The organism is Geobacillus sp. 47C-IIb (assembly GCF_014679705.1).
In the GTDB taxonomy this organism is placed as follows: Bacteria; Bacillota; Bacilli; order Bacillales; family Anoxybacillaceae; genus Geobacillus; species Geobacillus thermodenitrificans.
The window spans coordinates 1,986,107-2,011,802 of the sequence record NZ_CP061473.1; the positions used below are offsets into that span (position 1 = coordinate 1,986,107).

At 49.3% G+C, this 25,696-nt stretch carries 24 protein-coding genes and 2 tRNA genes; all 26 read left to right on the top strand.

All coding sequences use genetic code 11. From position 1 onward, the window contains the following. Nucleotides 1-123 precede the first annotated feature (123 nt). Nucleotides 124-1,503, top strand: a complete 1,380-nt coding sequence (glmU, locus tag IC804_RS10055; protein ID WP_011886607.1) for a bifunctional UDP-N-acetylglucosamine diphosphorylase/glucosamine-1-phosphate N-acetyltransferase GlmU — start codon at nucleotides 124-126, stop codon at nucleotides 1,501-1,503. Nucleotides 1,504-1,515: 12 nt separating this feature from the next. Then, nucleotides 1,516-2,463 carry a ribose-phosphate diphosphokinase gene (locus tag IC804_RS10060; protein ID WP_008881690.1) on the top strand — a complete coding sequence of 316 codons (948 nt, stop codon included), beginning with the start codon at nucleotides 1,516-1,518 and terminating at the stop codon, nucleotides 2,461-2,463. A gap of 75 nt (nucleotides 2,464-2,538) precedes the next feature. Next, entirely contained in the window at nucleotides 2,539-3,171 is a 633-nt protein-coding gene (locus tag IC804_RS10065; protein WP_008881691.1) for a 50S ribosomal protein L25/general stress protein Ctc, read from the top strand. Between the two features lie 60 nt (nucleotides 3,172-3,231). Next, nucleotides 3,232-3,792, top strand: a complete 561-nt coding sequence (pth, locus tag IC804_RS10070; RefSeq protein WP_011886609.1) for an aminoacyl-tRNA hydrolase — start codon at nucleotides 3,232-3,234, stop codon at nucleotides 3,790-3,792. A gap of 102 nt (nucleotides 3,793-3,894) precedes the next feature. Continuing rightward, a complete protein-coding gene (locus IC804_RS10075; protein WP_008881693.1) occupies nucleotides 3,895-4,125 on the top strand; it encodes an anti-sigma-F factor Fin in 231 nt (76 codons plus the stop codon). 89 nt (nucleotides 4,126-4,214) lie between these two features. Beyond that, the gene (gene mfd, locus IC804_RS10080; protein WP_060475493.1) at nucleotides 4,215-7,748 is read left to right on the top strand and encodes a transcription-repair coupling factor; all 3,534 of its coding nucleotides are present in this window, start codon (nucleotides 4,215-4,217) and stop codon (nucleotides 7,746-7,748) included. 222 nt (nucleotides 7,749-7,970) lie between these two features. Then, nucleotides 7,971-8,507, top strand: a complete 537-nt coding sequence (gene spoVT / locus IC804_RS10085; protein ID WP_008881695.1) for a stage V sporulation protein T — start codon at nucleotides 7,971-7,973, stop codon at nucleotides 8,505-8,507. A 130-nt stretch (nucleotides 8,508-8,637) separates the two neighbouring features. Next, on the top strand, nucleotides 8,638-8,769 hold the full coding sequence (locus IC804_RS18870) for a hypothetical protein (RefSeq protein ID WP_255396528.1): 132 nt from the start codon (nucleotides 8,638-8,640) through the stop codon (nucleotides 8,767-8,769). Further along, nucleotides 8,736-10,292 (top strand): putative polysaccharide biosynthesis protein, encoded by a 1,557-nt coding sequence (locus IC804_RS10090; protein ID WP_011886611.1) that lies wholly within the window; start codon nucleotides 8,736-8,738, stop codon nucleotides 10,290-10,292. Before IC804_RS18870 ends, IC804_RS10090 begins: the two co-directional genes overlap by 34 nt. Before the next feature lie 6 nt (nucleotides 10,293-10,298). Further along, on the top strand, nucleotides 10,299-11,759 hold the full coding sequence (mazG, locus tag IC804_RS10095; RefSeq protein WP_008881698.1) for a bifunctional methyltransferase/pyrophosphohydrolase YabN: 1,461 nt from the start codon (nucleotides 10,299-10,301) through the stop codon (nucleotides 11,757-11,759). Between the two features lie 11 nt (nucleotides 11,760-11,770). Beyond that, nucleotides 11,771-12,052 carry an RNA-binding S4 domain-containing protein gene (locus IC804_RS10100; RefSeq protein WP_008881699.1) on the top strand — a complete coding sequence of 94 codons (282 nt, stop codon included), beginning with the start codon at nucleotides 11,771-11,773 and terminating at the stop codon, nucleotides 12,050-12,052. A gap of 122 nt (nucleotides 12,053-12,174) precedes the next feature. Then, nucleotides 12,175-12,480 (top strand): sporulation protein YabP, encoded by a 306-nt coding sequence (yabP, locus tag IC804_RS10105; RefSeq protein ID WP_008881700.1) that lies wholly within the window; start codon nucleotides 12,175-12,177, stop codon nucleotides 12,478-12,480. Further along, nucleotides 12,477-13,109, top strand: coding sequence for a spore cortex biosynthesis protein YabQ (yabQ, locus tag IC804_RS10110; RefSeq protein WP_008881701.1), 633 nt, complete (start codon nucleotides 12,477-12,479; stop codon nucleotides 13,107-13,109). The genes yabP and yabQ overlap by 4 nt, the downstream gene beginning before the upstream one ends. Before the next feature lie 15 nt (nucleotides 13,110-13,124). Beyond that, on the top strand, nucleotides 13,125-13,496 hold the full coding sequence (locus tag IC804_RS10115; RefSeq protein WP_008881702.1) for an FtsB family cell division protein: 372 nt from the start codon (nucleotides 13,125-13,127) through the stop codon (nucleotides 13,494-13,496). Nucleotides 13,497-13,616: 120 nt separating this feature from the next. Further along, nucleotides 13,617-14,015 (top strand): S1 domain-containing RNA-binding protein, encoded by a 399-nt coding sequence (locus IC804_RS10120; RefSeq protein ID WP_008881703.1) that lies wholly within the window; start codon nucleotides 13,617-13,619, stop codon nucleotides 14,013-14,015. 178 nt (nucleotides 14,016-14,193) lie between these two features. Then, nucleotides 14,194-14,267, top strand: a tRNA-Met gene (locus IC804_RS10125). Nucleotides 14,268-14,281: 14 nt separating this feature from the next. Continuing rightward, nucleotides 14,282-14,353, top strand: a tRNA-Glu gene (locus tag IC804_RS10130). A gap of 196 nt (nucleotides 14,354-14,549) precedes the next feature. Beyond that, nucleotides 14,550-17,027, top strand: coding sequence for a stage II sporulation protein E (gene spoIIE, locus IC804_RS10135; protein WP_008881704.1), 2,478 nt, complete (start codon nucleotides 14,550-14,552; stop codon nucleotides 17,025-17,027). Between the two features lie 66 nt (nucleotides 17,028-17,093). Next, nucleotides 17,094-17,834 (top strand): vWA domain-containing protein, encoded by a 741-nt coding sequence (locus IC804_RS10140; RefSeq protein WP_008881705.1) that lies wholly within the window; start codon nucleotides 17,094-17,096, stop codon nucleotides 17,832-17,834. After that, nucleotides 17,797-18,774, top strand: a complete 978-nt coding sequence (locus tag IC804_RS10145) for a protein kinase domain-containing protein (protein ID WP_008881706.1) — start codon at nucleotides 17,797-17,799, stop codon at nucleotides 18,772-18,774. Before IC804_RS10140 ends, IC804_RS10145 begins: the two co-directional genes overlap by 38 nt. A 55-nt stretch (nucleotides 18,775-18,829) precedes the next feature. Further along, a complete protein-coding gene (gene tilS, locus IC804_RS10150) occupies nucleotides 18,830-20,224 on the top strand; it encodes a tRNA lysidine(34) synthetase TilS (RefSeq protein WP_081157339.1) in 1,395 nt (464 codons plus the stop codon). Between the two features lie 11 nt (nucleotides 20,225-20,235). Then, nucleotides 20,236-20,781: a hypoxanthine phosphoribosyltransferase gene (gene hpt / locus IC804_RS10155; RefSeq protein ID WP_008881708.1), complete on the top strand. Its 546-nt coding sequence runs from the start codon at nucleotides 20,236-20,238 to the stop codon at nucleotides 20,779-20,781. A gap of 94 nt (nucleotides 20,782-20,875) precedes the next feature. Then, nucleotides 20,876-22,771 (top strand): ATP-dependent zinc metalloprotease FtsH, encoded by a 1,896-nt coding sequence (gene ftsH, locus IC804_RS10160; RefSeq protein ID WP_008881709.1) that lies wholly within the window; start codon nucleotides 20,876-20,878, stop codon nucleotides 22,769-22,771. A gap of 231 nt (nucleotides 22,772-23,002) precedes the next feature. After that, entirely contained in the window at nucleotides 23,003-23,779 is a 777-nt protein-coding gene (locus IC804_RS10165; RefSeq protein ID WP_008881710.1) for a type III pantothenate kinase, read from the top strand. An 8-nt stretch (nucleotides 23,780-23,787) separates the two neighbouring features. Further along, nucleotides 23,788-24,678: an Hsp33 family molecular chaperone HslO gene (gene hslO / locus IC804_RS10170; protein WP_011886614.1), complete on the top strand. Its 891-nt coding sequence runs from the start codon at nucleotides 23,788-23,790 to the stop codon at nucleotides 24,676-24,678. A gap of 86 nt (nucleotides 24,679-24,764) precedes the next feature. Further along, nucleotides 24,765-25,691, top strand: coding sequence for a cysteine synthase A (cysK, locus tag IC804_RS10175; RefSeq protein WP_008881713.1), 927 nt, complete (start codon nucleotides 24,765-24,767; stop codon nucleotides 25,689-25,691). The last annotated feature ends 5 nt before the right edge of the window (nucleotides 25,692-25,696 follow it).

Sequence of the window (25,696 nt, forward strand, 5' to 3'; positions counted from 1 at the left end):
AGAGAGCTTAGGCAAAATTGGCCAAGCTCTCTATTTTTTTGGCAAATGCATTGTTTCCTTGAAATGAGCAGCCAATTCATATATATTCAATTATGGATAAAAGGGTAATTGGGGGCCTTTCACATGGTAAAGCGATATGCAGTCATTTTGGCGGCCGGACAAGGAACGAGGATGAAATCCAAGTTGTATAAGGTACTTCATCCCGTTTGCGGCAAGCCAATGGTTCAGCACGTAGTGGACCAAGTGTCCAAGCTTGGGGTAGAAAAAACGATTGCAGTAGTGGGATTTGGGGCGGAGCAAGTGAAAGAACAGCTCGGCGCCCAGTGTGAATACGCCTTGCAAGAAAAGCAGCTCGGGACAGCACACGCGGTAATGCAGGCCGCGCCTCATTTGCAAAACCTTGAAGGGATCACCATCGTGGTCTGTGGTGATACACCGCTCATCACCGCTGAGACGATGGAAGCGCTCCTCGAGCACCATATGACCGCTGGGGCGAAGGCGACCGTATTGACGGCCATCGCTGACGATCCGACCGGATATGGCCGCATTGTTCGCAACAGTGATGGCCATGTTGAAAAAATTGTTGAGCATAAAGATGCGAATGAACAAGAGCGGGAAATCCGCGAGATTAACACGGGAACGTATTGCTTCGATAATCGAATGTTGTTTCAAGCGCTTACAAAAGTAACAAACAATAATGCCCAAGGCGAATATTATTTAACCGATGTGATCGAAATTATAAAAGCGGATGGTGGCATTGTCTCCGCTTATCAGGCACCGTCGTTTGACGAAACGATCGGTATCAATGACCGCATCGCGCTTGCTGAGGCGGAACGGATTATGCGCGATCGCATTTGCCGCCAACATATGAAAAACGGGGTGACGATCATCGACCCGGCTTGCACTTATATTTCAGCTGAAGCGACGATCGGGCGCGATACGGTCATTTATCCTGGTACGGTCATCGAGGGAAAGACAGTGATCGGCGAAGATTGTACGATCGGGCCCCATTCAGAAATTAAAAACTGTCACATCGGCCACCGCACATCTATTCGCCACTCGGTCGCCCATGACAGCGAGATCGGCGACGATGTGACGATCGGTCCGTTCGCCCATATTCGTCCGCTGTCGAAAATTGACGATGAGGTACGAATCGGTAACTTTGTCGAGGTGAAAAAATCGACATTCGGTAAAGGAAGCAAAGCTTCGCATTTAAGCTATATTGGGGATGCAGAAGTCGGAGCCGATGTCAACCTTGGCTGTGGATCGATTACGGTCAATTACGATGGTGTGCATAAGTATCGGACGAAAATTGAAGACGGTGCATTTATTGGCTGCAACGCCAACTTGATTGCGCCGGTCACGATCGGCCAAGGCGCTTACGTCGCCGCTGGATCGACGGTCACCGATGATGTTCCCGGCCGTGCGCTCGCTATTGGTCGCGCTCGACAAGTGAACAAAGAAAATTATGTGGATCGCCTGCGAGGCAAGAAAAAATCTTAATGGAGGTTTATCATGTCTGAATGCCAACACCAATTAAAGTTGTTCGCCCTGAACTCGAACATGAAGCTAGCGAAACAAATTGCTGAAACCATGGGGATCGAGCTTGGCAAGTGTTCAGTATCCCGTTTTAGCGATGGAGAAATTCAAATTAACATCGAAGAAAGCATCCGCGGCGACGATGTATTTGTCATCCAATCGACAAGCGTCCCGGTCAATGAGCATTTAATGGAACTGCTCATTATGATCGATGCATTAAAACGTGCTTCAGCGCGCACGATCAATATCGTAATGCCATACTACGGTTATGCGCGACAAGACCGGAAAGCGCGCTCGCGCGAGCCGATTACAGCGAAACTCGTGGCCAACTTGCTGGAAACAGCCGGGGCATCGCGCGTCATTACGCTCGATTTGCATGCTCCGCAAATCCAAGGGTTTTTCGATATCCCGATCGATCATTTAATGGGTGTTCCGATTTTAGCGGATTACTTTAAAAGCAAACAGTTGGATGATGTCGTCATCGTTTCCCCGGACCATGGCGGTGTGACGCGGGCACGCAAGTTGGCTGATCGTCTGAAGGCACCGCTCGCTATTATTGACAAACGCCGGCCGCGGCCAAACGCTGTTGAAGTAATGAACATCATCGGTCAAGTGAAAGGAAAGACGGCCATTTTGATTGATGACATTATCGATACAGCTGGGACGATTACGCTGGGGGCGAACGCCCTTGTTGAAAACGGGGCGAAAGAAGTGTACGCATGCTGTACTCACCCGGTGTTGTCCGGTCCGGCGATTGAGCGTATTCAAAATTCCAAAATTAAGGAGCTTGTCGTCACCAATTCGATTGCCTTGCCAGAAGAGAAGAAAATTGATAAAATTGTAGAGCTGTCGGTGGCGCCGCTCATTGCTGAAGCGATTACGCGCGTGTATGAAATGCAATCCGTCAGCGTCCTGTTCGACTAAACACAAAGCATGTTTAACCCTTCTTGTTTTAGGATAAAGTAGACAATAGATTCTAATTCAGGAAGGTGAAGAAACATGGCGATTGTGTTGGGAGCGAAAGAACGCAAGGACAAAAAACATTCAACATTGCGGCGTATTCGTTCGCAAGGAGGCATTCCGGCGGTATTGTACGGCAAAAAGGTCGATAATAAAATGATTTCCATCAGCGCCGCTGATCTTGAGAAGGCGCTACGCGAGGGTGGACGTCACAGCTTAGTGACGCTGAAAGTCGACGGGGAAGATTACTCGGTTCTATTGCGTGAAGTGCAGCGTGATCCATTGCGTGGCGAGCTTCTTCACGCTGACTTTCAAGCGGTCGATATGTCGACGGAAGTCGATGTTGACGTGGAAGTCCGCTTAGTGGGCGAAGCGCCTGGAGTAAAAGATGGCGGCGTGTTGCAGCAAAACTTGCACGAATTATCGATCCGCGTTTTGCCGGCAAACATTCCGCCTGCGATTGAAGTGGACATCTCCGGTTTGCAAGTCGGCGATGTCATCACAGTCGGCGACGTGCAAACAGGCGGAACATTTGAAATCAATCATGAGCCTTCCGAAGTCATCGCGACGATCTTGCCGCCGCAACAGGAAGAAGAAATCCATAGCGGTGAGCAGCAAGAGCCGGGACAGCCTGAGGCTGAAGAAGGAAGAGAAACGACGCCAGAAGGATGATAGACGTAACCGTTTCGGTTACGTCTTTTGTAGTATCATGTACAGAGAGGAGCACGGCCATTGAAGCTGTTTGTCGGGCTCGGAAACCCGGGCAAGGAGTATGAACAAACGCGCCATAACATCGGTTTTTTCGTCATTGATGAGTTGGCTAAACGTTGGAACGTTTCGTTGAAAACCGCTAAATTCCGTGGCTTGTTCGGAACGGCTTCCGTTTTCGGCGAAAAAGTGGCATTATGCAAACCTTTAACATATATGAATTTATCAGGGGAATGTGTTTGCCCGCTCATCGACTTCTACGATATTGCCGTCGACGATGTTATTATTATATACGATGACCTCGATCTCCCGCCGGGGAAAATCCGCCTTCGTCTAAAAGGAGGCTCCGGTGGTCATAATGGTGTCAAGTCGATCATTCACCATCTTGGCACGGAGCAGTTTAAGCGCATTCGCATCGGCATCGGTCGGCCAACAAATGGGCAACCAGTTGCTGATTACGTACTTAGCCGTTTTACGGAAGAAGAAAAGCCAGCGGTAATGGAAGCTGTTTTGCGGGCTGCCGATGCGTGTGAACAGGCAGTGACGACACCGTTTATCCAAGTGATGAATGACTTTAACGAGTGAATATTTTCCTCTGAACTGGTACACAATGTGAGTACGGAAGGCGCGAGGCATTGACTTCGCCTGCCTTGCGGACGGAACAGTCCAGTGAGGAGGTTTGCTCGGATGGCATTGCACTACTATTGCCGTCATTGTGGCGCAAAAGTTGGCACGATTGACCACGTATCCATATATAGTGAAAAACTAGGATTCCATCATTTGACTGAAGAGGAACGACTTGACATGATTTCGTACGAGCCGAACGGTGACATTCATGTAAAAACGATTTGTGAAGATTGCCAAGAGGCGTTGGTGCGAAATCCGGAATGGCATCAATATGAAAAATTTATTCACTAGGCGCAGCTTTGGGCGACCAAAGCGTTTTTGCATTTTCGCCAAATGGCTAAAAGGGGAAGAAACTAATGTTGGAAGGAGGGGGGATAGAGGTGCTTTCTCTGCATCGCTATTTAGCTGAAAATCAGGATGTTCGCACGATCATTGAAGGAATCCATGCCCGCCTGAAAGAACAGCTTGTCGCCGGGCTGTCAGGGTCGGCTCGGTCTGTTTTTATTTCCACCCTTTATAAGGAGACAGGGCGGCCGATGTTAGTGGTGGCCCATAACTTGTTTCAGGCGCAAAAAATATATGACGATCTCGTTTCGTTGTTGGGGTCGGATGATGTGTTTCTTTATTCGGTCAACGAAGTCATCGCCGCTGAAATGGCGGTCGCCAGTCCGGAGTTGAAGGCACAACGTCTCGAAATTATGAATCATTGGGCGCAAGAAGGAAAAGGGGTTGTTGTCTGTCCAGTCGCCGGCTTGCGGCGATTGCTGCCGCCGCTGTCGCTTTGGAAGCATTACTTGTTTACGTTCTCGGTTGGACAAGAGCTCGATTTGGAACGCTATAAGCAGCTGTTTGTCGAAATGGGATACAAGCGGGTCGCCACCGTTTCTGCTCCCGGGGAGTTCAGCATCCGTGGCGGCATCGTTGACATTTATCCGCTAACGGCTGAGCTTCCGTATCGTATTGAGCTGTTTGATACAGAAATTGAATCGATTCGAACGTTCACCCCTGATGACCAGCGTTCACACGAGCAGGTGGACCGCGTCATGATCGGGCCGGCCGACGAAATTATTCTTAATGAGGAGGCACGGCAGCGAGGAATCGAACGAATCGAAGCCGGGCTTGCAGCTAGTTTGGAAAACATCAAAGATGATGCTGCCAAGCAGCGGATGTACGAGCATATCCACGCTGAATTGGAACAGCTGCGCGAGGGACAGGAAATCGAACAACAATATAAATATATGTCTCTTTTTTATGAAAAGGCTGCGAGTTTACTAGATTATTTGCCAGAAGATGGCGTGCTGCTGATGGATGAAATGAGCCGGTTGCAGGAGGCGGCTGAGCGACTTGATCGCGAAGAAGCGGAATGGTATACAAGCTTACTCGACGGCGGAAAAATGATCCATGATGTGCCGATTTCGCACTCATTTTCTGAATTGTTGCAAAAGAGTCGATTCCAACGGGTGTACTTGTCCTTATTTTTACGTCATGCACCTCATACTCATCCGCAAAATGTCGTCAATATTACATGTAAGCAAATGCAAAACTTTCATGGGCAAATGGCTCTTCTTCAGTCTGAGATCGAGCGATGGAAAAAGGCGAACTATGCGGTCGTCTTTTTGGCGCCTGATGCCGAGCGGGTGAAAAAGTTGCAGTCGCTGCTTGAAGATTACGAGATCGATGCGCTGCCGCTGCCGTACGAAGCGGCGCTGTTGCACGGCAAATGTCAGCTCCTTCAAGGCGATTTAAATACAGGGTTTGAGCTGCCACTGCAAAAACTGGCGGTCATCACCGAGGAAGAACTGTTCAAAAAGCGGGCCAAACGCCCAGTGCGCCGACAAAAGTTGTCGAATGCCGAGCGGATCAAAAGCTATGCCGAACTGCAAGTCGGCGACTATGTTGTCCATGTCAACCACGGTATCGGAAAATATTTAGGCATCGAGACGTTAGAAATCAACGGAGTGCATAAAGACTATATTCATATCCAATATCAAGGCGGCGATACGCTTTACGTCCCGGTTGATCAAATGGACCAAGTGCAAAAGTACGTCGGTTCGGAAGGAAAAGAGCCGAAAATTTATAAGCTCGGCGGTACAGAATGGAAAAAAGTCAAAAAGAAAGTGGAGTCTTCTGTCCAAGACATTGCGGAAGATTTAATCAAGTTATATGCCGAGCGCGAGGCAAGCAAAGGATATGCATTTTCCCAGGATACAGAAATGCAACGCGAATTTGAAGCGGCGTTTCCGTACCAAGAGACGGAAGACCAGCTTCGTTCGATCGAGGAAATTAAGCGTGATATGGAAAGCGAAAAGCCGATGGACCGCCTCCTTTGTGGCGACGTCGGTTACGGGAAAACGGAAGTGGCGCTGCGAGCGGCATTTAAAGCGATTATGGACGGCAAACAAGTGGCCTTCCTTGTGCCGACGACGATTTTAGCCCAGCAACATTATGAAACGGTGCGTGAGCGGTTCCAAGGATTTCCGATTAACGTCGGGTTGTTAAACCGGTTTCGGACGAGAAAACAGCAGGCGGAGACGATCAAAGGGTTAAAAGACGGCACAATCGACATGGTGATCGGTACGCACCGGCTGTTGTCGAAGGACGTGAAGTTTAAAGATTTAGGCTTGCTCATTATTGACGAGGAGCAGCGGTTTGGCGTGGCGCATAAAGAAAAAATTAAGCAGCTGAAGGCGAATATCGACGTGCTTACATTAACAGCAACGCCGATCCCGCGCACGCTCCATATGTCGATGATCGGTGTACGCGATTTGTCGATCATCGAGACGCCGCCGGAAAACCGCTTTCCGGTACAGACGTATGTAATGGAATATACACCAGAGCTTGTTAAAGAGGCGATTGAGCGCGAGCTCGCCCGTGATGGGCAAGTATTTTTCCTTTATAACCATATCGAAGATATCGACTTGAGAGCAGAAGAAATCGCCCAGCTTGTCCCGGAAGCGCGCGTGACGTTTGCGCACGGGCGAATGTCGGAAGCTGAGCTCGAATCGACGATTTTAGCCTTTTTGGAAGGGCAATATGACGTGTTGGTGACAACGACGATTATTGAGACAGGCGTCGATATTCCGAACGTCAATACGCTCATCGTGTATGACGCCGACCGGATGGGGCTGTCGCAGCTGTACCAGCTGCGTGGGCGCGTCGGCCGCTCGAACCGCGTCGCTTATGCATATTTCACGTACCGAAAAGACAAGGTGTTGAATGAAACGGCAGAAAAACGGTTGCAAGCTATTAAAGAGTTCACCGAGCTTGGTTCCGGGTTTAAAATCGCCATGCGCGATTTGTCAATCCGCGGTGCCGGCAACATTCTCGGCGCGGAACAGCACGGCTTTATCGATTCTGTCGGATTTGATTTATACTCACAAATGCTGAAAGAGGCAATTGAAAAACGGCGTGGCCTTAAACAGGAAGAGGAGCGCCCGGACGTTGTGATCGACGTAGAAGTCGATGCCTATATTCCGGATACGTACATTTCCGATGGATTACAAAAAATTGAAATGTACAAGCGGTTTAAAGCTGTCGAGACACTCGAGGACGTTGAGATGCTACGTGAGGAGATGGCGGATCGTTTTGGCGATTATCCGGACGAGGTGGCTTATTTGTTTCAAATTGCGGAAATTAAAGCGTTGGCGAAGCAGCTCGGCGTTGAATCAATTAAGCAGCATAAGCAACAAATCGATCTTTTATTTACCGAGCAGGCGTCGAAAACAGTGGAAATCCAGCGCTTATCTGGCATTGGCCGCCAGTATGGCCGCCTGTTTGGATTCGGCATGGATGGGGCGAAGCTGAAAATCGTTCTTTATATTAAACAAATGAAGCCACACGAATGGCTGATGATTTTGTATGAGACGTTAAAGCAGCTGTTCGGGGTGGAAAACGAAAAATCAGTGATCGCATGACCAGGACAAAAAAGTCGAGTTTTGTTTTGCATGTTTATGTTTCTGCTGATGTGGCGATAATGAATGATGGACAATTTTATCTAAAATGGGCAAAATCACTTTCATCGCGTATAGAAAGTGGATTGTGAAGGATACTAATGACAACAATGGTGAATTCCCCATCACAAAAGGGTTCATCGGAGTATCCTTCAAATCCTAGATGAAAGTGAGGGTATACAAAGCATGAAAGCAACCGGTATTGTTCGTCGAATTGATGACTTGGGAAGGGTTGTCATTCCGAAGGAAATTCGGAGAACGTTACGCATCCGCGAAGGAGATCCGCTCGAAATATTTGTTGATCGCGATGGAGAGGTCATTTTGAAAAAATATTCGCCGATCAGTGAGTTGGGTGACTTTGCTAAAGAGTATGCTGAGGCACTGTTTGACAGCCTCGGGCAGCCCGTGCTCATTTGTGACCGCGACGTATTTATCGCTGTCGCCGGTGTTTCGAAAAAAGAGTATATGAACAAAAGCGTCAGCCCGCTAGTGGAAAAAGCGATGGAAGAGCGCACTTCTGTCCTCCATACGGAAGAAGGAGAGGTAGAGCTAGTAGACGGGATGACGGAGACGTTGAAGTCGTATACGATCGGTCCGATTGTCGCCAACGGCGATCCGATCGGGGCGGTCATCATTTTATCACGCGAGAAGACGCTTGGTGAAGTGGAGCATAAAGCGGTTGAAACTGCGGCCAGCTTTTTAGCCCGACAAATGGAACAATAAGCGAAACAAGAAGGCAGCTTACGAAGCTGCCTTTTTTCCGTCTGCTAGCCGTTTGAGGAAGTCGTGGCTTCAGGTAAGCCATCGTCTTTGTCTAGCAGCCCCATGTTGCGCTATAATATCGAGCGTAGCCATGGCAATGGAACCATTGGCGGCTTTCTCGGTCGCTGGCGAATGTCCCCAGCCTGGCTATCCGTCGGCAAACGCCATGAAGGCGGGAGGAAAAGCGATATGGGGAACGTATGGAAAGGCGCAGCTGTATTGACGGTTGCTGCTTTGCTGACGAAGCTGTTAAGCGCGTTGTACCGTATCCCGTATCAAAATATGGTCGGGGATGTCGGTTTTTATATTTACCAACAAGTGTATCCGATTTACGGCATTGTTGTAGCGATGTCACTAGCGGGCTACCCGGTCGCTATCTCGAAGCTCATCGCTAAGAGGTTCGTGGAAGGAGATGCGGCGGGAGCAGCCGCCGTTAGGCGCATCGCGCTGCTGTTGTTAAGCGCGCTCGGTGTTATGCTGTTTGCTGGTTTGTATGCAGGGGCCGAAACGGTGGCGTCATGGATGGGGGACGGTCGGCTTGAACCGCTGTTGCGGTTGCTTTCATTTTCATTTTTGTTTTTTCCGTTGATCGCTGTGCTGCGTGGTTATTTCCAAGGCCAGCATGACATGATGCCGACTGCGGTGTCTCAAGTTGGTGAACAGTTCGTGCGGGTGACAGCGATTTTAGGGCTGTCATATTGGGCGATGCGGCGTGGTGCAGATGTTTATTCCTGCGGCATGGCAGCGATTGCAGGGACACTCGGCGGTATGGCGGCGGCGCTTCTTATTTTGCTCTTTTATTCCGCTAAGCGCAGACGAAAAAAAACGGCCGGCCGCACGCCCACGGCTTCGTTCTTACATGTAGGCCGACATTTATTGACAGTTGGAACGATCGTTTGTTTGACAAATATGGCATTGACGCTTATTCCACTCGTGGATTCGTTTTTGTTTGTCCCACTTCTTCATGAAACAGGAGCAAGCCTAGATGAGGTGAAATGGTTAAAAGGGGTGTATGATCGCGGGCAACCGCTCATCCAGCTTGGCACAGTTGTCGGCACATCGCTTTCATTGGCGCTTGTCCCATTTATCTCTAGCGCCCAACGCAGCCAAGGAGCCATTTTCACGCAAGGTCTGTTGCCATTTCGATTTGCTGCCGTCATCGGTGTTGGCGCTTCTTTAGGGCTCATTTGCCTGATTCGGCCGATCAATACGATGTTGTTTGAAAATGATCGTGGCTCACTCGTTCTCGCTGTCTTGTCCGCTTCTGTCTTTTTTACAACGATGGCACTGACTTCGTCCGCCATGTTGCAAGGAATGGGAAAAGAGTGGGCGGCCGCTGCCGGTGTAGCGGTGGCCGTAGCGGGAAAAATGGCGCTCATGCATTGGCTTGTGCCGCCGTTTGGCGTCCTTGGCGCGGCCTTAGCGACGACGGGGGCTTATGCGCTCATGGCTTGCTTTTTATATGTATGCTTGCGGCGTGAATGCCAACTGACCAACATCCAAAAGTATGCCTATCCAATCGTGAAGGCTGGCGTCGCGATGGTTGTCGTGCTGCAGTTGTATATGTGGCTTATGGATGCTGCCGCCGGCGGACGCTTATGGGCAACCGCTGAGGCGCTTGGAGGCGTCGCCGTCGGTGCGATCGTCTATATCGTATGCATTGTCAAAGGGAACGTTTTCTCCGAGGAGGAATTGTCCGCTCTCCCGTTGGCTAATAAATTTCGTCTACTATCAGGAAGCAGGTGATCGGCGATGAATACGATTTATATTTTCGGACTTGGCGCTGGGGATTTCGAACAGCTGCCGGTCGGTGTATACCGAAAGCTCAAGCGGGCGCATCCGCTCTTTTTGCGGACGAAAGAACATCCGGCCGTGAAGGGGCTTGAGGAAGAAGGAATCACGTTTACGTCATTTGACGATGTTTATGAAAAGCACGAGCAGTTTGCCGATGTGTATGCGGAAATTGTTTCTATTCTTGTCGAACAAGTAAAGCACGGCGACGTGTTTTATGCCGTTCCTGGTCATCCGCTTGTTGCTGAACAAACGGTGCAGCTTCTTTTAGAGGAGGAGCGACGCGGCGTTTGCCGGGTGATGATTGAAGGCGGCCAAAGCTTTTTCGATGCACTGTTTGCTGCGCTGCGCATCGACCCGATCGAAGGGTTTCAGCTGTTGGATGCGACTTCCTTTCAAGGAGACGAGTGGTCGCCTTCGCTGCATACGGTTTTTTGTCAAGTGTATGATTCGTTTGTCGCCTCGAACGTGAAGCTTTCCCTTATGGAACAGCTTCCTGACGACTACCTGGTCTATATTGTTACCGCGGCAGGAACGAAGGCCGAACAAGTAAAGCAAGTGCCGCTCTATGAACTTGATCGTCAGACTGTGCTCGACAACTTGACGAGTGTCTATGTGCCACCGGTCAAGGATGAGCCGCTGCTTTACCATCGGTTTGAGACGTTGCGCCGCGTCATTGCGACGCTGAGGGGGCCGAATGGCTGTCCGTGGGACCGGAAGCAGACACATGCATCGCTGAAGCGGTATTTGCTTGAAGAGGCGTATGAATTGCTTGAAGCGATCGATGAGAACGACGATGACCATATGGTTGAAGAATTGGGCGATGTGTTGTTGCAAGTGATGCTGCACGCCCAAATCGGCGCTGACGACGGCCTATTTTCGATCGACGATGTCATCCGCACGTTGACAGCGAAAATGATTCGTCGCCATCCGCACGTGTTTGGGAATGTAACGGCCGATACAGCCGAACAAGTGGTCGTGAACTGGGAAAAAATTAAGAAAGAGGAAAAAGGCGATGAACAGCCGGAATCGCTCCTCGCTGACATTCCGAAGAGCTTGCCAGGGACGATGCGGGCGTACGAACTGCAAAAAAAGGCAGCTAAAGTTGGGTTTGATTGGAATGATGTGGAACCCATATGGCAAAAAGTTGAGGAAGAAATGGCCGAGTTTCGAGCGGAAACGTCTAGCGGCCGTCGCGCGGAGCTTGTCAGTGAATTTGGCGATGTAATGTTTGCGCTCATCAACCTTGCCCGGTATTATGGCATTCAGCCAGAAGAAGCGCTGCAAAGGGCGAACGACAAATTCACCCGCCGCTTCGCCTACATTGAGGAACAAGTACGAAAAAGCGGTCGGCCGATCACCTCGTTTTCACTCGCCGAGCTCGATCGATTTTGGGAAGAAGCAAAAGAAAACGGACGGTAAGGGGGATCATCATGCGTCTTGACAAATTTTTAAAAGTATCCCGGCTCATTAAACGCCGCACATTGGCGAAAGAAGTTGCTGATCAAGGCCGAGTGTGGATCAACGGCCATGTTGCCAAAGCAAGTTCAAACGTGAAAATTGGTGATGAACTGACGATTCAGTTTGGGCAAAAACGGGTAACAGTAAAAGTAGCTGATTTAAAAGAAACGACAAAAAAAGAAGAAGCGACGGGGTTGTATGAGCTGATTCGTGAAGAACGGATCGCATCTGCGTCCGAACAAGACGGCGTCTAATTTGTCCCGCGGGCTTGTTCTAAACCATCCCCCGCTGACATACATATGGTACAAACAGCGGATACGAAAAAAGCGGTGGGCTCTGCCGCCTTTCATTCTAAATCGAAATGCGGGGGATGAACATGAATCGGCACGATGAATTTAGCGGGAATATGAACAAAGGACCGGTTCAAGAACACGACGTGATCATGCGCGGCCGACGTCTTCTTGACATTACTGGGGTAAAACAAGTCGAGAGCTTTGACAATGAGGAGTTTTTGCTTGAGACGGTCATGGGTTTTTTAGCGATTCGAGGGCAAAACTTGCAAATGAAAAACTTAGATGTCGATAAAGGTGTCGTCTCGATTAAAGGGCGCATTTTTGATCTCGTTTATTTAGACGACCATCAGGAGAAGGCTAAAGGATTCTTTAGCAAGTTGTTCAAATGAGCATCACAACACAGCTTCTCACCATGCTGACGATGATCGGCATGGGAGGCTGGCTTGGCATGGCGCTTGATACGTACAACCGATTTTTAAAACGGGACGAACGGGCGCACTGGCTCGTCTTTGTGAATGATGTGTTATTTTGGGCAGTGCAGGCGCTTCTTGTTTTTTATGTATTGTTGCTCGTCAATGATGGCGAGCTTCGCTTTTATCTTTTTTTGGCGCTTTTATGCGGCTATGCCGCTTATCAAAGTTTGCTCCGTTCGTTGTACGTTCGGGTGCTCGAGTGGATCATTTGGTTGGCGGTGCGGATCGGACAGGCGTTCGCCCAGCTGTTCCGCCATATGGTGATCCGTCCCCTCGTCCTCCTTGGACAAATGACGTTAGCGTTGCTTTTGTTTGCTTGCCGGCTTGTTATGTGGACGGTCCAGTTTCTATTGCTTGTCGTTTGGAAAACTGTTCTTTTCTTGCTTGCTCCGCTGCGCTGGATAGGTATAGCCGTTTGGCGACGAGTGCCGCCGCATCGTCGAGCTTGGGTGGAAAATTTTTTTCATCGTTTAAAAGGATTTGCTGGACAAATCAAGAATACAAAAGACAAAATAGGCATATGGTTTGCGAAATGGCGGAAATAAAAGAGGTGCAAATACATGAACGTGCCCCGGAAACCGAATGTGACGAAACTGCAGTCTAGTTACGTATCAGAACAAGAAGAAAAAAAGCGGAAGGCGTCAAGAAGGCGGCGGGTTGTGGCTGTTCGTTTGGCCTTTTGGGCTTCACTGTTTATGGTGCTCGCCTCTGTTCTCATTTACACGTTGCATCTGCAGGTGAAGGCGATCGATGCAAAAACAGCGGAAAAACAAGAGCTAAAAGACCAGCTTGCGGAGCTCGAACAGCAGGAAAAGCAACTGAAAGAGGAAATGAAAAAGCTGCATGACGATGATTACATTGCTGAACTGGCACGAAAAAAATATTATTTATCGAAAGATGGGGAAATTATTTTTGTCTTGCCAGAAGAGTGATATTTTAACTGCGGATGCCCGTACAATACGGGCATCCGTCATATTGACACGTATTTTTTTCATTCGCTATAATGAAAGCAATACCATCTTTAAAGCGTTTTAAGGAGGAGCACTTTTTTTATGTCGATTGAAGTAGGCAGCAAGTTACAAGGCAAAGTCACAGGCATTACGAAATTCGGGGCGTTTGTAGAGCTGCCGGAAGGTGTGACAGGACTGGTTCATATTAGCGAAGTAGCCGATAACTATGTCAAGGACATCAACGATCATTTGAAAGTTGGCGACATGGTGTATGTGAAGGTGATCAACGTCGGCCAAGATGGAAAAATCGGTCTATCCATTCGCAAGGCAAAAGATACGCCTTCTTCGCAGCGGCCTCGCCACCGAGCACACGACCGCTCTGCAGCTGACAGTTTAGAGCAAAAAATTAGTCGTTTCCTCAAAGAGAGTGAAGATCGACTGGCGTCGTTGCGCCGTCATACGGAATCGAAGCGGGGAGGGCGTGGAGCGAGACGCGGGTAACTTGCTGCTGAATACATGTAGGAAAGATGATGAATAGGGAGACAACAAGCATCCATGATCATGGATGCTTCTTTGTTTCTAAGGTAAAAAATGAAGGGGATATTTTCCTTATATATTTTTTCGTTTTATATGTTGACAATATCCAATTCCTCTATTATGATATTAAATGTTGTCACACGGCGGTGTAGCTCAGCTGGCTAGAGCGTACGGTTCATACCCGTGAGGTCGGGGGTTCGATCCCCTCCACCGCCACTAAAACAGAATATGGCCCGTTGGTCAAGTGGTTAAGACACCGCCCTTTCACGGCGGTAACACGGGTTCGAATCCCGTACGGGTCATCGCAAACGAGCATGCGTCATCAAGCGACATGCTCGTTTTTTCTTTTTGTCTGCTTCTGTCGGAACGGGTATACTGTCGGCGCATCATCGAAGAAAACGTCGAACGATTTTTTATTTTGCTCCGTTGTTTTGACAAATTTCAGATAATTTTAACTATATAATAGGGGGTAATAGAAAGCAAAGGAGAGGATCGGGAATGGAAAGAGTAGAAAGAGGAACGGTGCGTCGCATTTCAGAAGTACGGATTAATGAAACGCAAGCAACCTTGTCGCGCTGGATGCGCCATGTGAAGTTGCGACTTGGCCATCTGTTCGTTCATCAAGGCTTTTTGCTTCTCCTTGTCGGCTTTTTGTTGGGACGGGCGTTAATTTTGGCGAAATTGACCCCGTTTGCGCTGCCGTTTTTTGTCTCTGTCTACATGTTGCGTCGTGACAAGGCAGCTTTCGCTTTAGTTTCACTGCTGGCCGGCGCTGTGACGCTGTCGTTTGATACGGTGTTGTTTGTCGGTGCTTCCATTTTTGGTTTCCTCTTTATTTATAGCTGGGTGCGGAAAGTGATTAGTGAATCATTAAAACTTGTGCCGTTCGTCGTTTTCGCTGTATCGTTGGCGACAAAATGGCTCATTTCTTATTACTGGCTTGGGGAACGGACGGCATACGGAGTGGCTATGGCGGTTGTAGAAGCCGGGTTGTCACTCGTGCTGACATTGATTTTTATGCAAAGCATTCCGCTGTTGACGGTACAGAAACATAAACATGCGCTGCGGGCGGAAGAAATGATTTCATTGATTATTTTGCTGGCGTCGATGCTGACTGGGATGATCGGCTGGTCGGCGTACGGCTTATCGCTTGAACATGTCATGTCGCGCTATCTCGTTTTATTATTTGCATTTGTAGCTGGGGCAGCGACTGGTTCGACCGTCGGGGTCGTCACTGGGCTCGTTCTGAGCTTAGCGAACGTCGGTAACTTGTCTGAAATGAGCTTGCTTGCTTTTGCCGGCCTGCTTGGCGGCCTGCTGAAAGAAGGAAAAAAGATTGGGGTCGCGTTCGGACTCATTGTCGCAACGCTGTTGATGGGCTTATACGGGGAAGGGAAAGCCGAACTCATGCCGACGCTGCTTGAATCAAGCATCGCTATCATGCTGTTTTTATGTACAGCCCATTCGCTGACAGAGAAGATTGCCAAACATATTCCTGGCACGGCTGAATATATCAACGAACAACAGCAATACGTTCGCAAAATCCGTGATGTAACGGCACAGCGCGTTTCGCAGTTTTCGAACGTCTTTCAAGCGCTGGCGGAAAGCTTTTCGCCTGGACCGCTGTCGGATTCTGATGAATACCATGAACGGGAGGTTGATTATTTTCTTGGTGATATTACAGAAAAGACGTGCCAAACGTGCTTTAAGAAAGCGCAATGCTGGGTAGCCAACTTTAGTACAACATATGCGTATATGAAACAAATGATGCATGAGGCGGACGAAAAAACGTTGGCACAAAACCATCAGTTGTTACGCGAATGGGAGCGGTATTGCGTCAAAGCAGGCAAAGTGGTTGACACGATTGAAAAAGAGATGGTGATTTATCAGGCGAACCGTAAGCTCAAACGGCAAGTTTACGAAAGCCGGAAGCTTGTTGCCGAGCAATTGTTGGGTGTTTCGCAAGTCATGGACGATTTTGCGAAGGAGATTCAAAAAGAGCGAGAAAACCATTATTTGCAAGAGGAACAAATCTACCATGCCCTGCAAGAGTTTGGCATCGAAATCGGGCATGTCGATATTTACAGTTTAGAAAAAGGAAATATCGATATTGAAATGAGCATTCCTTACTGCGAGGGGCGTGGTGAGTGCGAAAAACTGATCGCGCCGATGCTGTCGGACATTTTAGGGGAGACGATTGTCGTCAAGCGCGAGGAATGTGCTGCCTATCCAAATGGCTATTGCCGGGTTGCCTTCGGTTCGACAAAAGCGTTTGTCGTCGAGACAGGCGTGGCGTTTGCTGCTAAAGGAGGCGGGCTCATTTCTGGTGACAGCTATGCAACGATTGAACTTGGCACCGGTAAATACGCTGTCGCCATTAGCGACGGCATGGGCAACGGGGAACGAGCGCATTACGAGAGCCACGAGACGTTACATTTGCTGCAAAAAATCTTGCAGACAGGAATGGATGAATCGATCGCCATTAAATCGATCAATTCCATTTTGGCGCTGCGGACGACAGAAGATATGTACGCGACGCTTGATTTGGCGATCATTGATTTGCAAAACGCGGCGACGAAGTTTTTAAAAATCGGGTCGATGCCAAGCTTTATTAAACGCGGCGATAAAGTGATGAAAGTAGAGGCGAGCAATTTGCCAATGGGGATTATTAAAGAAGTCGAATTCGATGTGGTCAGTGAACAGCTGAAATCCGGCGACTTGCTCATTATGATGAGCGACGGTGTGTTTGAAGGGCCAATGAATGTGGAGAACCATGATTTGTGGATGAAACGGAAAATCCAAGAACTGAAAACGACCGATCCACAAGAAGTCGCCGATGTGATCATGGAGGAAGTGATCCGGCAGTGCGGTGGAGAGATTGAAGATGATATGACCGTTGTTGTCGCCAAAGTGCGGCACAACACGCCAAAATGGGCGACGATTCCGGCATATATGTATATGAAAAAGGCGCAGTAGTACGCGTATAAAAACGTTCTCCCGCGGCGATGATGGTAATACATTCCGCTGAGGAGGGGAACGAAGATGCGAAAGGGAACGTTGCGGCAGATTTTGCTCATTACCGACGGCTGCTCCAACCATGGCGAGGATCCAGCCGCCATGGCGGCATTGGCGAGGGAACAGGGCATTACAGTGAACGTGATTGGTGTATTGGACCAAGACACGATCGATGAAAATGGGCAGCGAGAAATTGAAGCGATTGCGGCCGCTGGCGGCGGGATGAGCCAGGTCGTATATGCGAGGCAGCTGTCGCAAACGGTGCAGATGGTGACGCGCCAAGCGATGACCCAGACGTTGCAAGGGCTGGTCAACCGGGAATTGAAACAAATATTTGGTTCGGACGTTTCGCTCGAAGACTTGCCTCCGGACAAGCGCGGTCAAGTGATGGAAGTCGTCGATGAACTTGGAGAAACGGCTGCGCTCGACGTGCTTATTTTAATCGATACGAGCGGGAGCATGAAGACGAAATTGCCGACGGTCAAAGAGGCGCTCGTCGATTTATCGCTTAGTTTAAATGCACGCATGGGTGAGAACCGTTTTTCCGTCTTCATCTTTCCAGGAAAGCGGCAACATGCCGAGAAAATGATTGACTGGACGCCGAGGATTGAGGAGCTGTCCACCATCTTTCCGAAATTGGCGTCAGGCGGGCTGACACCAACAGGACCGGCGCTGCGCGAAGCGATCGCCCATTTCGACCGCAAACGGTCACTAAGGAGCTGGATTGGTAATGGCGATGAGCCATACATTGAAGAATCGTCTTTGTAATCTTCCGCCTGGCACGGTTGTTACCGGCAAATGGCACGGCCGTTCATACCGGCTTTTGCGGCGGCTCGGCAGTGGGGCAAACGGCGTCGTCTACTTGGCAGAAAGCGGCTGCAACCGCGTCGCTGTCAAACTGAGCGATGATTATGCGTCGTTGGCCTCGGAAATGAATATATTACGTCGTTTTTCTAAGGTCCAGGGGGGCGCCCTCGGACCTTCTTTGCTGGAGGCCGACGACTGGCGGAGCCCGCTTGTGCAGGAGACGATCCCTTTTTATGTGATGGAGTATATTGAGGGGGAAAACTTCACTACCTTTGTCCGCCGCCGCGGGAAAGAGTGGGCGCCGGTGTTGCTTGTGCAGTTGTTGTCGGTGCTCGAGCGGCTGCATGAGGAGGGGTGGGTATTTGGCGACTTAAAACCGGATAATTTAATCGTCACCGGGCCGCCGCCATCTGTCCGGTTGTTGGATGTTGGGGGAACGACGCTGCAAGGAAGGGCGGTCAAAGAGTTTACAGAGCTGTACGACCGCGGCTATTGGGGGCTTGGGTCGCGCAAAGCTGAGCCGTCGTATGACTTGTTTTCAGCAGCGATGGTGATGATTGCATCCTGTTATTCGGGACATCTCGAGAAAAAGGGCGACGGGCGATCACAACTTTTCAGGATCATCGAAGCCGACCGCTTTTTAGCCCAATATAAGCACGTTTTGCAAAAAGCGCTCGACGGCCGGTATGCAAAGGCCGCCGACATGCGTCGTGACTTATTAGCGGCTTCTTCCCGCCGGTTAGCGGTGAAAGATGAAACAAAGATAGTGTCGTCGAACCGCCGGTCGGGGCGGCGGGCGAAAAAGCGCCGCAAAGTGGGGGCTATTGCTGAGACAGTGTTGATTGCTGTCCTGTTGCTTGGTGCATACGGTTTTTATATATACTGGCAACTAACGATGTAATTTATGGTACAATAGCTATCGATGAGGCTAAAAGAGAGCAAAGAGGTTTTTTCGAATGGTTGATAAAGTGCGCGCCTTTATTGACAGGCATAGGTTGCTTACGGAAGGAGCGACGGTCATTGTCGGCGTTTCCGGAGGCCCGGATTCACTTGCTCTTTTGCATCTTTTATCTTCGCTTCGGGATGAGTGGAAGCTTCAGCTCGTGGCGGCTCATGTCGACCATATGTTTCGCGGGCGGGAATCAGAAGAAGAGATGGAATTTGTGAAACATTTTTGTGCCGAGCACCGTATTTTATGTGAAGCGGTGCAAATCGATGTTCCAGCTTTTCAGCGGCGCACAGGTCTCGGCGCTCAGGAGGCGGCTCGAAATTGCCGGTATCACTTTTTTGCCGAGCTGGTGAAAAAGTATCAAGCGCAATATGTCGCTTTAGGCCATCATGGTGATGACCAGGTCGAGACGATTTTAATGCGACTTGTGCGCGGTAGCACAAGCAAAGGGTATGCTGGCATTCCTGTCAAGCGTCCGTTTCATGGCAGTTATCTCATTCGCCCGTTTTTGGCTGTCAGCCGGGCGGAAATCGAGGACTACTGCAAAAAAGAGGAGCTAACTCCGCGCCGAGATCCAAGCAATGAGAAAGACGATTATACACGCAATCGATTTCGCCATCATATTGTCCCGCTATTAAAACAGGAAAATCCGCGCTTGCATGAACGATTTCAACAATATAGTGAAATGATGGCAGAAGATGAGCAATTTTTAGAGGAATTAGCCACGGACGCGCTGAATAAAGTAATGGAAAAACAAAATAGCGATGTTGTATTGCGCATTGCCCCGTTTTTGGCGTTGCCGAGACCGCTGCAGCGTCGGGTGTTGCAGCTGTTGCTTCTCCGCCTTTACGGAGGCATTCCGCCGGTGTTGACTTCTGTGCATATCGGCCATATACTGATGCTTTGTGAGCGCGCCCATCCTTCTGGAATGCTCGATTTGCCAAAAGGGTTGAAAGTGATTCGTTCGTATGACCGCTGTTTGTTTACGTTTGGCTTGCAACATTGCGCTCAAAGCTATTGGCTAGAGCTGCCGGTTCCGGCGCTATTGCCTCTCCCAAACGGTTACGTAATCATAAGTGAATTTGGGGAACACTATCCAAGAAAGCAGTTAGGAAATGACTCGTTCGTGGTTGACCCCGCTACGGTTTCTCTTCCGCTTCATGTACGGACGCGCCGCACTGGTGACCGGATGGTGCTGAAGGGGACGGGAGGAACGAAAAAAATTAAGGAGATTTTTATTGAGGCGAAAATTCCACGGATGGAAAGGGACTGTTGGCCGATTGTAGAAGATGCCGACGGCCGCATCCTTTGGGTGCCTGGACTGAAAAAATCGGCTTTTGAAGCCGGAGAGCATGGGCAAACTCGCTATATTTTACTGCACTATCAGGCGATGAACAGCTAGGAGGAAAAAAGATGGGGATGAAAGACGATATCCAAAAAGTGCTAATCACCGAGGAAGAAATTCAGGCAAAAGTAAAAGAGCTAGGTGCTATATTGACGAAGGAGTATGACGGCCGTTTTCCGCTCGCCGTCGGCGTTCTCAAAGGCGCGATGCCGTTTATGGCCGATTTGTTGAAACATATTGATACATATTTGGAAATGGATTTTATGGATGTTTCGAGTTATGGGAATGCGACGATTTCATCTGGGGAAGTAAAAATTATCAAAGATTTAAATACATCCGTTGAAGGTCGCGACATTTTGATCATTGAAGATATTATTGACAGCGGGCTGACGCTCAGCTATCTGGTCGATTTATTCCGTTACCGGAAGGCGAATTCAATTAAAATCGTCACCCTCCTTGACAAGCCGTCTGGACGTAAAGCCGATATTCAAGCGGACTACGCCGGATTTACCGTCCCGGATGAGTTCGTCGTTGGTTATGGTCTCGATTATGCGGAAAAATATCGCAACCTCCCGTTTATCGGTGTCTTAAAGCCAGAAGTGTACCAAAAATAAGACCGTTGCTGTGCGGCGGCCGAATTGTTTGTATTTAGGCAAATTTCTATGCTAGTATTGAGTATAGTGTGTTTCATATGGGAGGAGGCAAGAAATGAACCGGATTTTCCGTAACACCATCTTTTATTTGCTGATTTTTCTCGTCGTGATCGGCGTCGTCAGCTTTTTTAACGGTACGAATCAGCGGACCGAGCCGATGACGTACGATGCGTTTATCACTCATTTGGAAAACGGGGAAGTCAAGTCGTTTTCCATTAAGCCGGAGCGCGGCGTATATGAAATTCGAGGCCAACTGAAAACATATAATGAAGGGCAATATTTTTCCACCTATGTGATAAACAGCGACAAAGTGCTTGATCGCATCGATGCGGCGGCGGCACGGGCGCGGGTGGAAGTGATGCCAGCGGATGAAACGAGCGGATGGGTTACGTTTTTCACATCCATTATTCCGTTTGTCATTATTTTTATTTTGTTTTTCTTCTTGTTGAACCAAGCGCAAGGCGGCGGCAGCCGAGTAATGAATTTCGGCAAAAGCCGGGCGCGGCTGTATACGGATGACAAGCGGAAAGTCCGTTTCCGTGATGTGGCTGGGGCGGACGAGGAAAAAGAAGAGCTCGTGGAAATTGTTGAATTTTTAAAAGACCCGCGCAAATTCGCTGAACTTGGTGCCCGCATTCCAAAAGGGGTGCTGCTTGTCGGACCGCCAGGTACAGGGAAAACACTGTTGGCGCGCGCGGTCGCAGGGGAAGCAGGCGTGCCGTTTTTCTCGATCAGCGGGTCGGATTTTGTGGAAATGTTCGTCGGGGTCGGTGCATCGCGCGTGCGCGACTTGTTTGAAACAGCGAAAAAAAATGCACCGTGCATCATTTTTATCGATGAAATTGACGCTGTCGGACGCCAGCGCGGAGCCGGTCTTGGCGGCGGCCACGATGAGCGTGAGCAGACGCTCAACCAGCTGCTTGTCGAAATGGACGGTTTTAACGGGAATGAAGGGATCATTATTATTGCAGCGACGAACCGTCCGGACATTTTAGACCCAGCGCTCTTGCGCCCGGGTCGCTTCGACCGGCAAATCACTGTCGATCGCCCAGATGTCAAAGGACGCGAAGCAGTATTACGCGTGCATGCCCGCAATAAGCCGCTCGATGAATCGGTTGACTTGAAGACGATCGCCATGCGGACACCGGGATTCTCCGGTGCTGATTTGGAAAACTTGTTGAACGAAGCGGCGCTTGTGGCAGCGCGTCGGAACAAAAAGAAAATCGATATGGACGATATCGACGAAGCAACCGATCGCGTCATTGCCGGACCGGCGAAAAAAAGCCGTGTTATTTCGGAAAAAGAGCGGCGCATTGTTGCATTCCATGAGGCCGGACATACGGTCATCGGCATGGTGCTTGCCGACGCGGAAATGGTGCATAAAGTAACAATCGTCCCGCGTGGCCAAGCTGGTGGTTATGCGGTGATGCTGCCGAAAGAAGACCGTTACTTTATGACAAAAGAGGAACTGATGGATAAAATTACAGGGTTGCTCGGCGGGCGCGTCGCTGAGGAAATTGTGTTCAATGAAGTAAGCACAGGGGCTCATAACGATTTTCAACGGGCGACAAACATTGCACGCCGGATGGTGACGGAATTCGGGATGAGCGAAAAACTTGGTCCGCTTCAATTTGGCCAACCGAGCGGGCAAGTGTTTTTAGGTCGCGACTTGCATAACGAACAAAACTATAGCGATAAAATCGCTTATGAAATTGACTTAGAGATTCAACGCATCATTAAAGAGTGCTATGACAAGGCGAAACAGCTTTTAACGCAGCATCGGGACAAATTGGATTTAATTGCTACGACACTTTTGGAAGTTGAGACACTCGATGCTGAACAAATTAAGCATTTGTTCGAGCACGGTACGCTGCCGCCGGACCGCAATGGACGCAATGACACCGGTAAAGGCGACGACGATGTGAAAGTGAACATTCAGAAGAAAGAGTAACAGTTGGGGCTGAACGAAAAGGACATCTTTCTTCAAGGGAGATACAACCTATTGCTTGTGAAAGTGCTCGATGTGTATATATGGTGATCACAAAGGATGTCTTACAATTTTGGGGACATCCTCTTTTTTTGCTATTGACCGGAGTGAGGCCGCCGTTTTTTCCCCCGCAAGAAAACAAGGTATGATATGATAAAGAAAGGAATTTATTGAGGAAAAGTGGGGAATGAGGCCATGATTTTTGTGTTGGACGTTGGCAATACAAATACCGTGCTAGGGGTTTATGACGGTGATGAATTAAAATACCATTGGCGCATTGAGACAAGCCGGGCGAAAACGGAAGACGAGTACGGCATGACAATTAAAGCGCTTTTGAATCATGTCGGCTTACAGTTTTCCGATATTCGTGGCATGATTATTTCTTCTGTGGTGCCGCCGATTATGTTTGCCCTTGAACGCATGTGTTTAAAATATTTCCATATTAAGCCGCTCATTGTCGGGCCGGGCATTAAAACGGGGCTTGACATTAAATATGAAAATCCGCGTGAAGTCGGCGCTGACCGGATTGTCAATGCGGTTGCCGGCATTCACTTATACGGCAGCCCACTGATCATTGTCGATTTCGGGACAGCGACGACGTATTGTTATATTAATGAACATAAACAATATATGGGGGGAGCTATCGCCCCAGGCATCATGATTTCGACAGAGGCGTTGTTCGCAAGGGCGGCGAAATTGCCTCGCATTGAAATTGCCCGCCCAGACGATATCGTTGGTAAAAATACGGTCAGCGCCATGCAAGCTGGCATTTTATACGGTTATGTTGGACAAGTGGAAGGCATCGTTTCGCGAATGAAGGCGAAAAGCAAAGTTCCACCGAAAGTGATCGCGACTGGTGGCCTTGCACCGCTCATTGCCAGTGAGTCGAGTGTCATCGATGTCGTCGATCCGTTTTTAACGTTGACTGGGCTGAAACTGTTGTATGAGAAAAATACGGAGAAAAAAGGATGAAAGGCTTGATGAACATGGGAGATTACTTAGTGAAAGCGCTCGCTTATGATGGACAAGTGAGAGCGTATGCCACAAGAACGACAGAAACAGTTGCAGAAGCACAGCGACGCCACCAAACGTGGCCGACCGCGTCCGCAGCGCTTGGCCGGGCGCTGACGGCGGGTGTCATGATGGGGGCGATGCTCAAAGGTGAAGAAACGTTGACGATTAAAATTGATGGCGGTGGGCCGATCGGCGTTATTTTAGTCGATAGCAACGCTAAAGGGGAAGTACGTGGGTATGTGACAAACCCCCATGTCCATTTTGAGTTGAACGAGCATGGGAAGCTTGATGTTGCTCGGGCTGTCGGCAAAAACGGGATGCTCACCGTAGTGAAAGACCTCGGGTTGCGCGACTTTTTCACCGGACAAGTGCCGCTCATCTCTGGAGAGCTTGGCGATGACTTTACGTATTATTTTGCCTCATCCGAGCAAATTCCATCGTCCGTCGGTGTCGGTGTGCTCGTCAACCCCGACTATACGATTCGGGCAGCTGGAGGGTTTATCATTCAGATCATGCCCGGAACGAAAGAAGCAACGATTGCGCGCATTGAAGAACGGCTGAAACAAATTCCTCCCGTTTCGCGCATGATTGAAAACGGGCTCAGTCCAGAACAAATGTTAGAACAAATTTTAGGGGATGGAGATGTCCGCGTGCTTGAGACAATGCCGGTTACATTCGTTTGCCGCTGTTCGCGCGAGCGGATCGCCGATGCCCTCGTCAGTCTAGGGCCGGAGGAAATTCAGGATATTATCGATAATGAAGGACAGGCGGAAGCTTCGTGCCACTTCTGCAACGAAACATACCATTTCGCGAAAGAAGAGTTGGAGCAGCTCAAGCAACTCGCCGAAAAAAGATGAAAACATTAAAATGATTGACAATTACGTCAATAACTGATACATTGGAAACAAATTCGATAAAAATAATCGGGATTAGGGGTGGAACCATGGCACGCACAGTCAACTCTGTAACGGAACTGATCGGCGATACACCGGCAGTGAAGTTGAACCGCATCGTCGACGAAGACAGCGCTGATGTTTACGTGAAGCTCGAGTTTATGAACCCAGGCAGCAGCGTCAAAGACCGGATTGCATTAGCAATGATTGAGGCAGCGGAAAAGGCCGGAAGACTGAAACCGGGCGATACAATCGTTGAGCCGACGAGCGGTAACACGGGAATCGGATTAGCGATGGTCGCAGCAGCGAAAGGATATAAAGCAGTATTGGTTATGCCGGATACGATGAGTTTAGAGCGCCGCAACTTGTTGCGGGCGTACGGTGCAGAGTTAGTACTCACGCCAGGTGCTCAAGGGATGCGTGGGGCAATCCAAAAAGCTGAAGAACTCGCTCGCGAGCACGGCTACTTTATGCCGCAGCAGTTCAAAAATGAAGCAAACCCAGAAATCCACCGTTTGACGACCGGGAAAGAAATTGTTGAGCAAATGGGCGACCAGCTCGATGCGTTTGTTGCTGGAATCGGTACGGGCGGAACGATTACGGGCGCTGGTAAAGTATTGCGTGAAGCATATCCGAACATTAAAATTTACGCCGTTGAGCCGGCTGATTCACCGGTCTTGTCCGGCGGTAAACCAGGTCCGCATAAAATCCAAGGAATCGGCGCTGGGTTTGTTCCAGATATTTTGGATACAAGCATTTATGACGGCGTCATTACGGTAACAACGGAAGAAGCGTTTGCGGCTGCCCGCCGCGCGGCTCGCGAGGAAGGCATTCTTGGCGGCATTTCGTCTGGTGCTGCTATTCATGCGGCGTTGAAAGTAGCAAAAGAACTCGGTAAAGGAAAAAAAGTGCTGGCTGTGATCCCGAGCAATGGGGAACGTTATTTGAGCACGCCGCTTTACCAATTCGAAAACTAAGCAAC

Excerpts from the sequence above, each read along its gene's own strand:
- IC804_RS10090 (WP_011886611.1), top strand. The coding sequence starts at position 8,736 with ATGGGGAACGTATGGAAAGGCGCAGCTGTATTGACGGTTGCTGCTTTG.
- IC804_RS18870 (WP_255396528.1), top strand. The coding sequence starts at position 8,638 with ATGGCAATGGAACCATTGGCGGCTTTCTCGGTCGCTGGCGAATGTCCC.
- IC804_RS10065 (WP_008881691.1), top strand. The coding sequence starts at position 2,539 with ATGGCGATTGTGTTGGGAGCGAAAGAACGCAAGGACAAAAAACATTCA.
- tilS (WP_081157339.1), top strand. The coding sequence starts at position 18,830 with ATGGTTGATAAAGTGCGCGCCTTTATTGACAGGCATAGGTTGCTTACG.
- mazG (WP_008881698.1), top strand. The coding sequence starts at position 10,299 with ATGAATACGATTTATATTTTCGGACTTGGCGCTGGGGATTTCGAACAG.
- hslO (WP_011886614.1), top strand. The coding sequence starts at position 23,788 with ATGAACATGGGAGATTACTTAGTGAAAGCGCTCGCTTATGATGGACAA.
- spoVT (WP_008881695.1), top strand. The coding sequence starts at position 7,971 with ATGAAAGCAACCGGTATTGTTCGTCGAATTGATGACTTGGGAAGGGTT.
- IC804_RS10075 (WP_008881693.1), top strand. The coding sequence starts at position 3,895 with ATGGCATTGCACTACTATTGCCGTCATTGTGGCGCAAAAGTTGGCACG.
- yabP (WP_008881700.1), top strand. The coding sequence starts at position 12,175 with ATGAATCGGCACGATGAATTTAGCGGGAATATGAACAAAGGACCGGTT.
- IC804_RS10115 (WP_008881702.1), top strand. The coding sequence starts at position 13,125 with ATGAACGTGCCCCGGAAACCGAATGTGACGAAACTGCAGTCTAGTTAC.
- spoIIE (WP_008881704.1), top strand. The coding sequence starts at position 14,550 with ATGGAAAGAGTAGAAAGAGGAACGGTGCGTCGCATTTCAGAAGTACGG.
- ftsH (WP_008881709.1), top strand. The coding sequence starts at position 20,876 with ATGAACCGGATTTTCCGTAACACCATCTTTTATTTGCTGATTTTTCTC.
- IC804_RS10165 (WP_008881710.1), top strand. The coding sequence starts at position 23,003 with ATGATTTTTGTGTTGGACGTTGGCAATACAAATACCGTGCTAGGGGTT.
- glmU (WP_011886607.1), top strand. The coding sequence starts at position 124 with ATGGTAAAGCGATATGCAGTCATTTTGGCGGCCGGACAAGGAACGAGG.
- IC804_RS10140 (WP_008881705.1), top strand. The coding sequence starts at position 17,094 with ATGCGAAAGGGAACGTTGCGGCAGATTTTGCTCATTACCGACGGCTGC.
- IC804_RS10145 (WP_008881706.1), top strand. The coding sequence starts at position 17,797 with ATGGCGATGAGCCATACATTGAAGAATCGTCTTTGTAATCTTCCGCCT.
- IC804_RS10120 (WP_008881703.1), top strand. The coding sequence starts at position 13,617 with ATGTCGATTGAAGTAGGCAGCAAGTTACAAGGCAAAGTCACAGGCATT.
- cysK (WP_008881713.1), top strand. The coding sequence starts at position 24,765 with ATGGCACGCACAGTCAACTCTGTAACGGAACTGATCGGCGATACACCG.
- hpt (WP_008881708.1), top strand. The coding sequence starts at position 20,236 with ATGGGGATGAAAGACGATATCCAAAAAGTGCTAATCACCGAGGAAGAA.
- yabQ (WP_008881701.1), top strand. The coding sequence starts at position 12,477 with ATGAGCATCACAACACAGCTTCTCACCATGCTGACGATGATCGGCATG.
- IC804_RS10100 (WP_008881699.1), top strand. The coding sequence starts at position 11,771 with ATGCGTCTTGACAAATTTTTAAAAGTATCCCGGCTCATTAAACGCCGC.
- IC804_RS10060 (WP_008881690.1), top strand. The coding sequence starts at position 1,516 with ATGTCTGAATGCCAACACCAATTAAAGTTGTTCGCCCTGAACTCGAAC.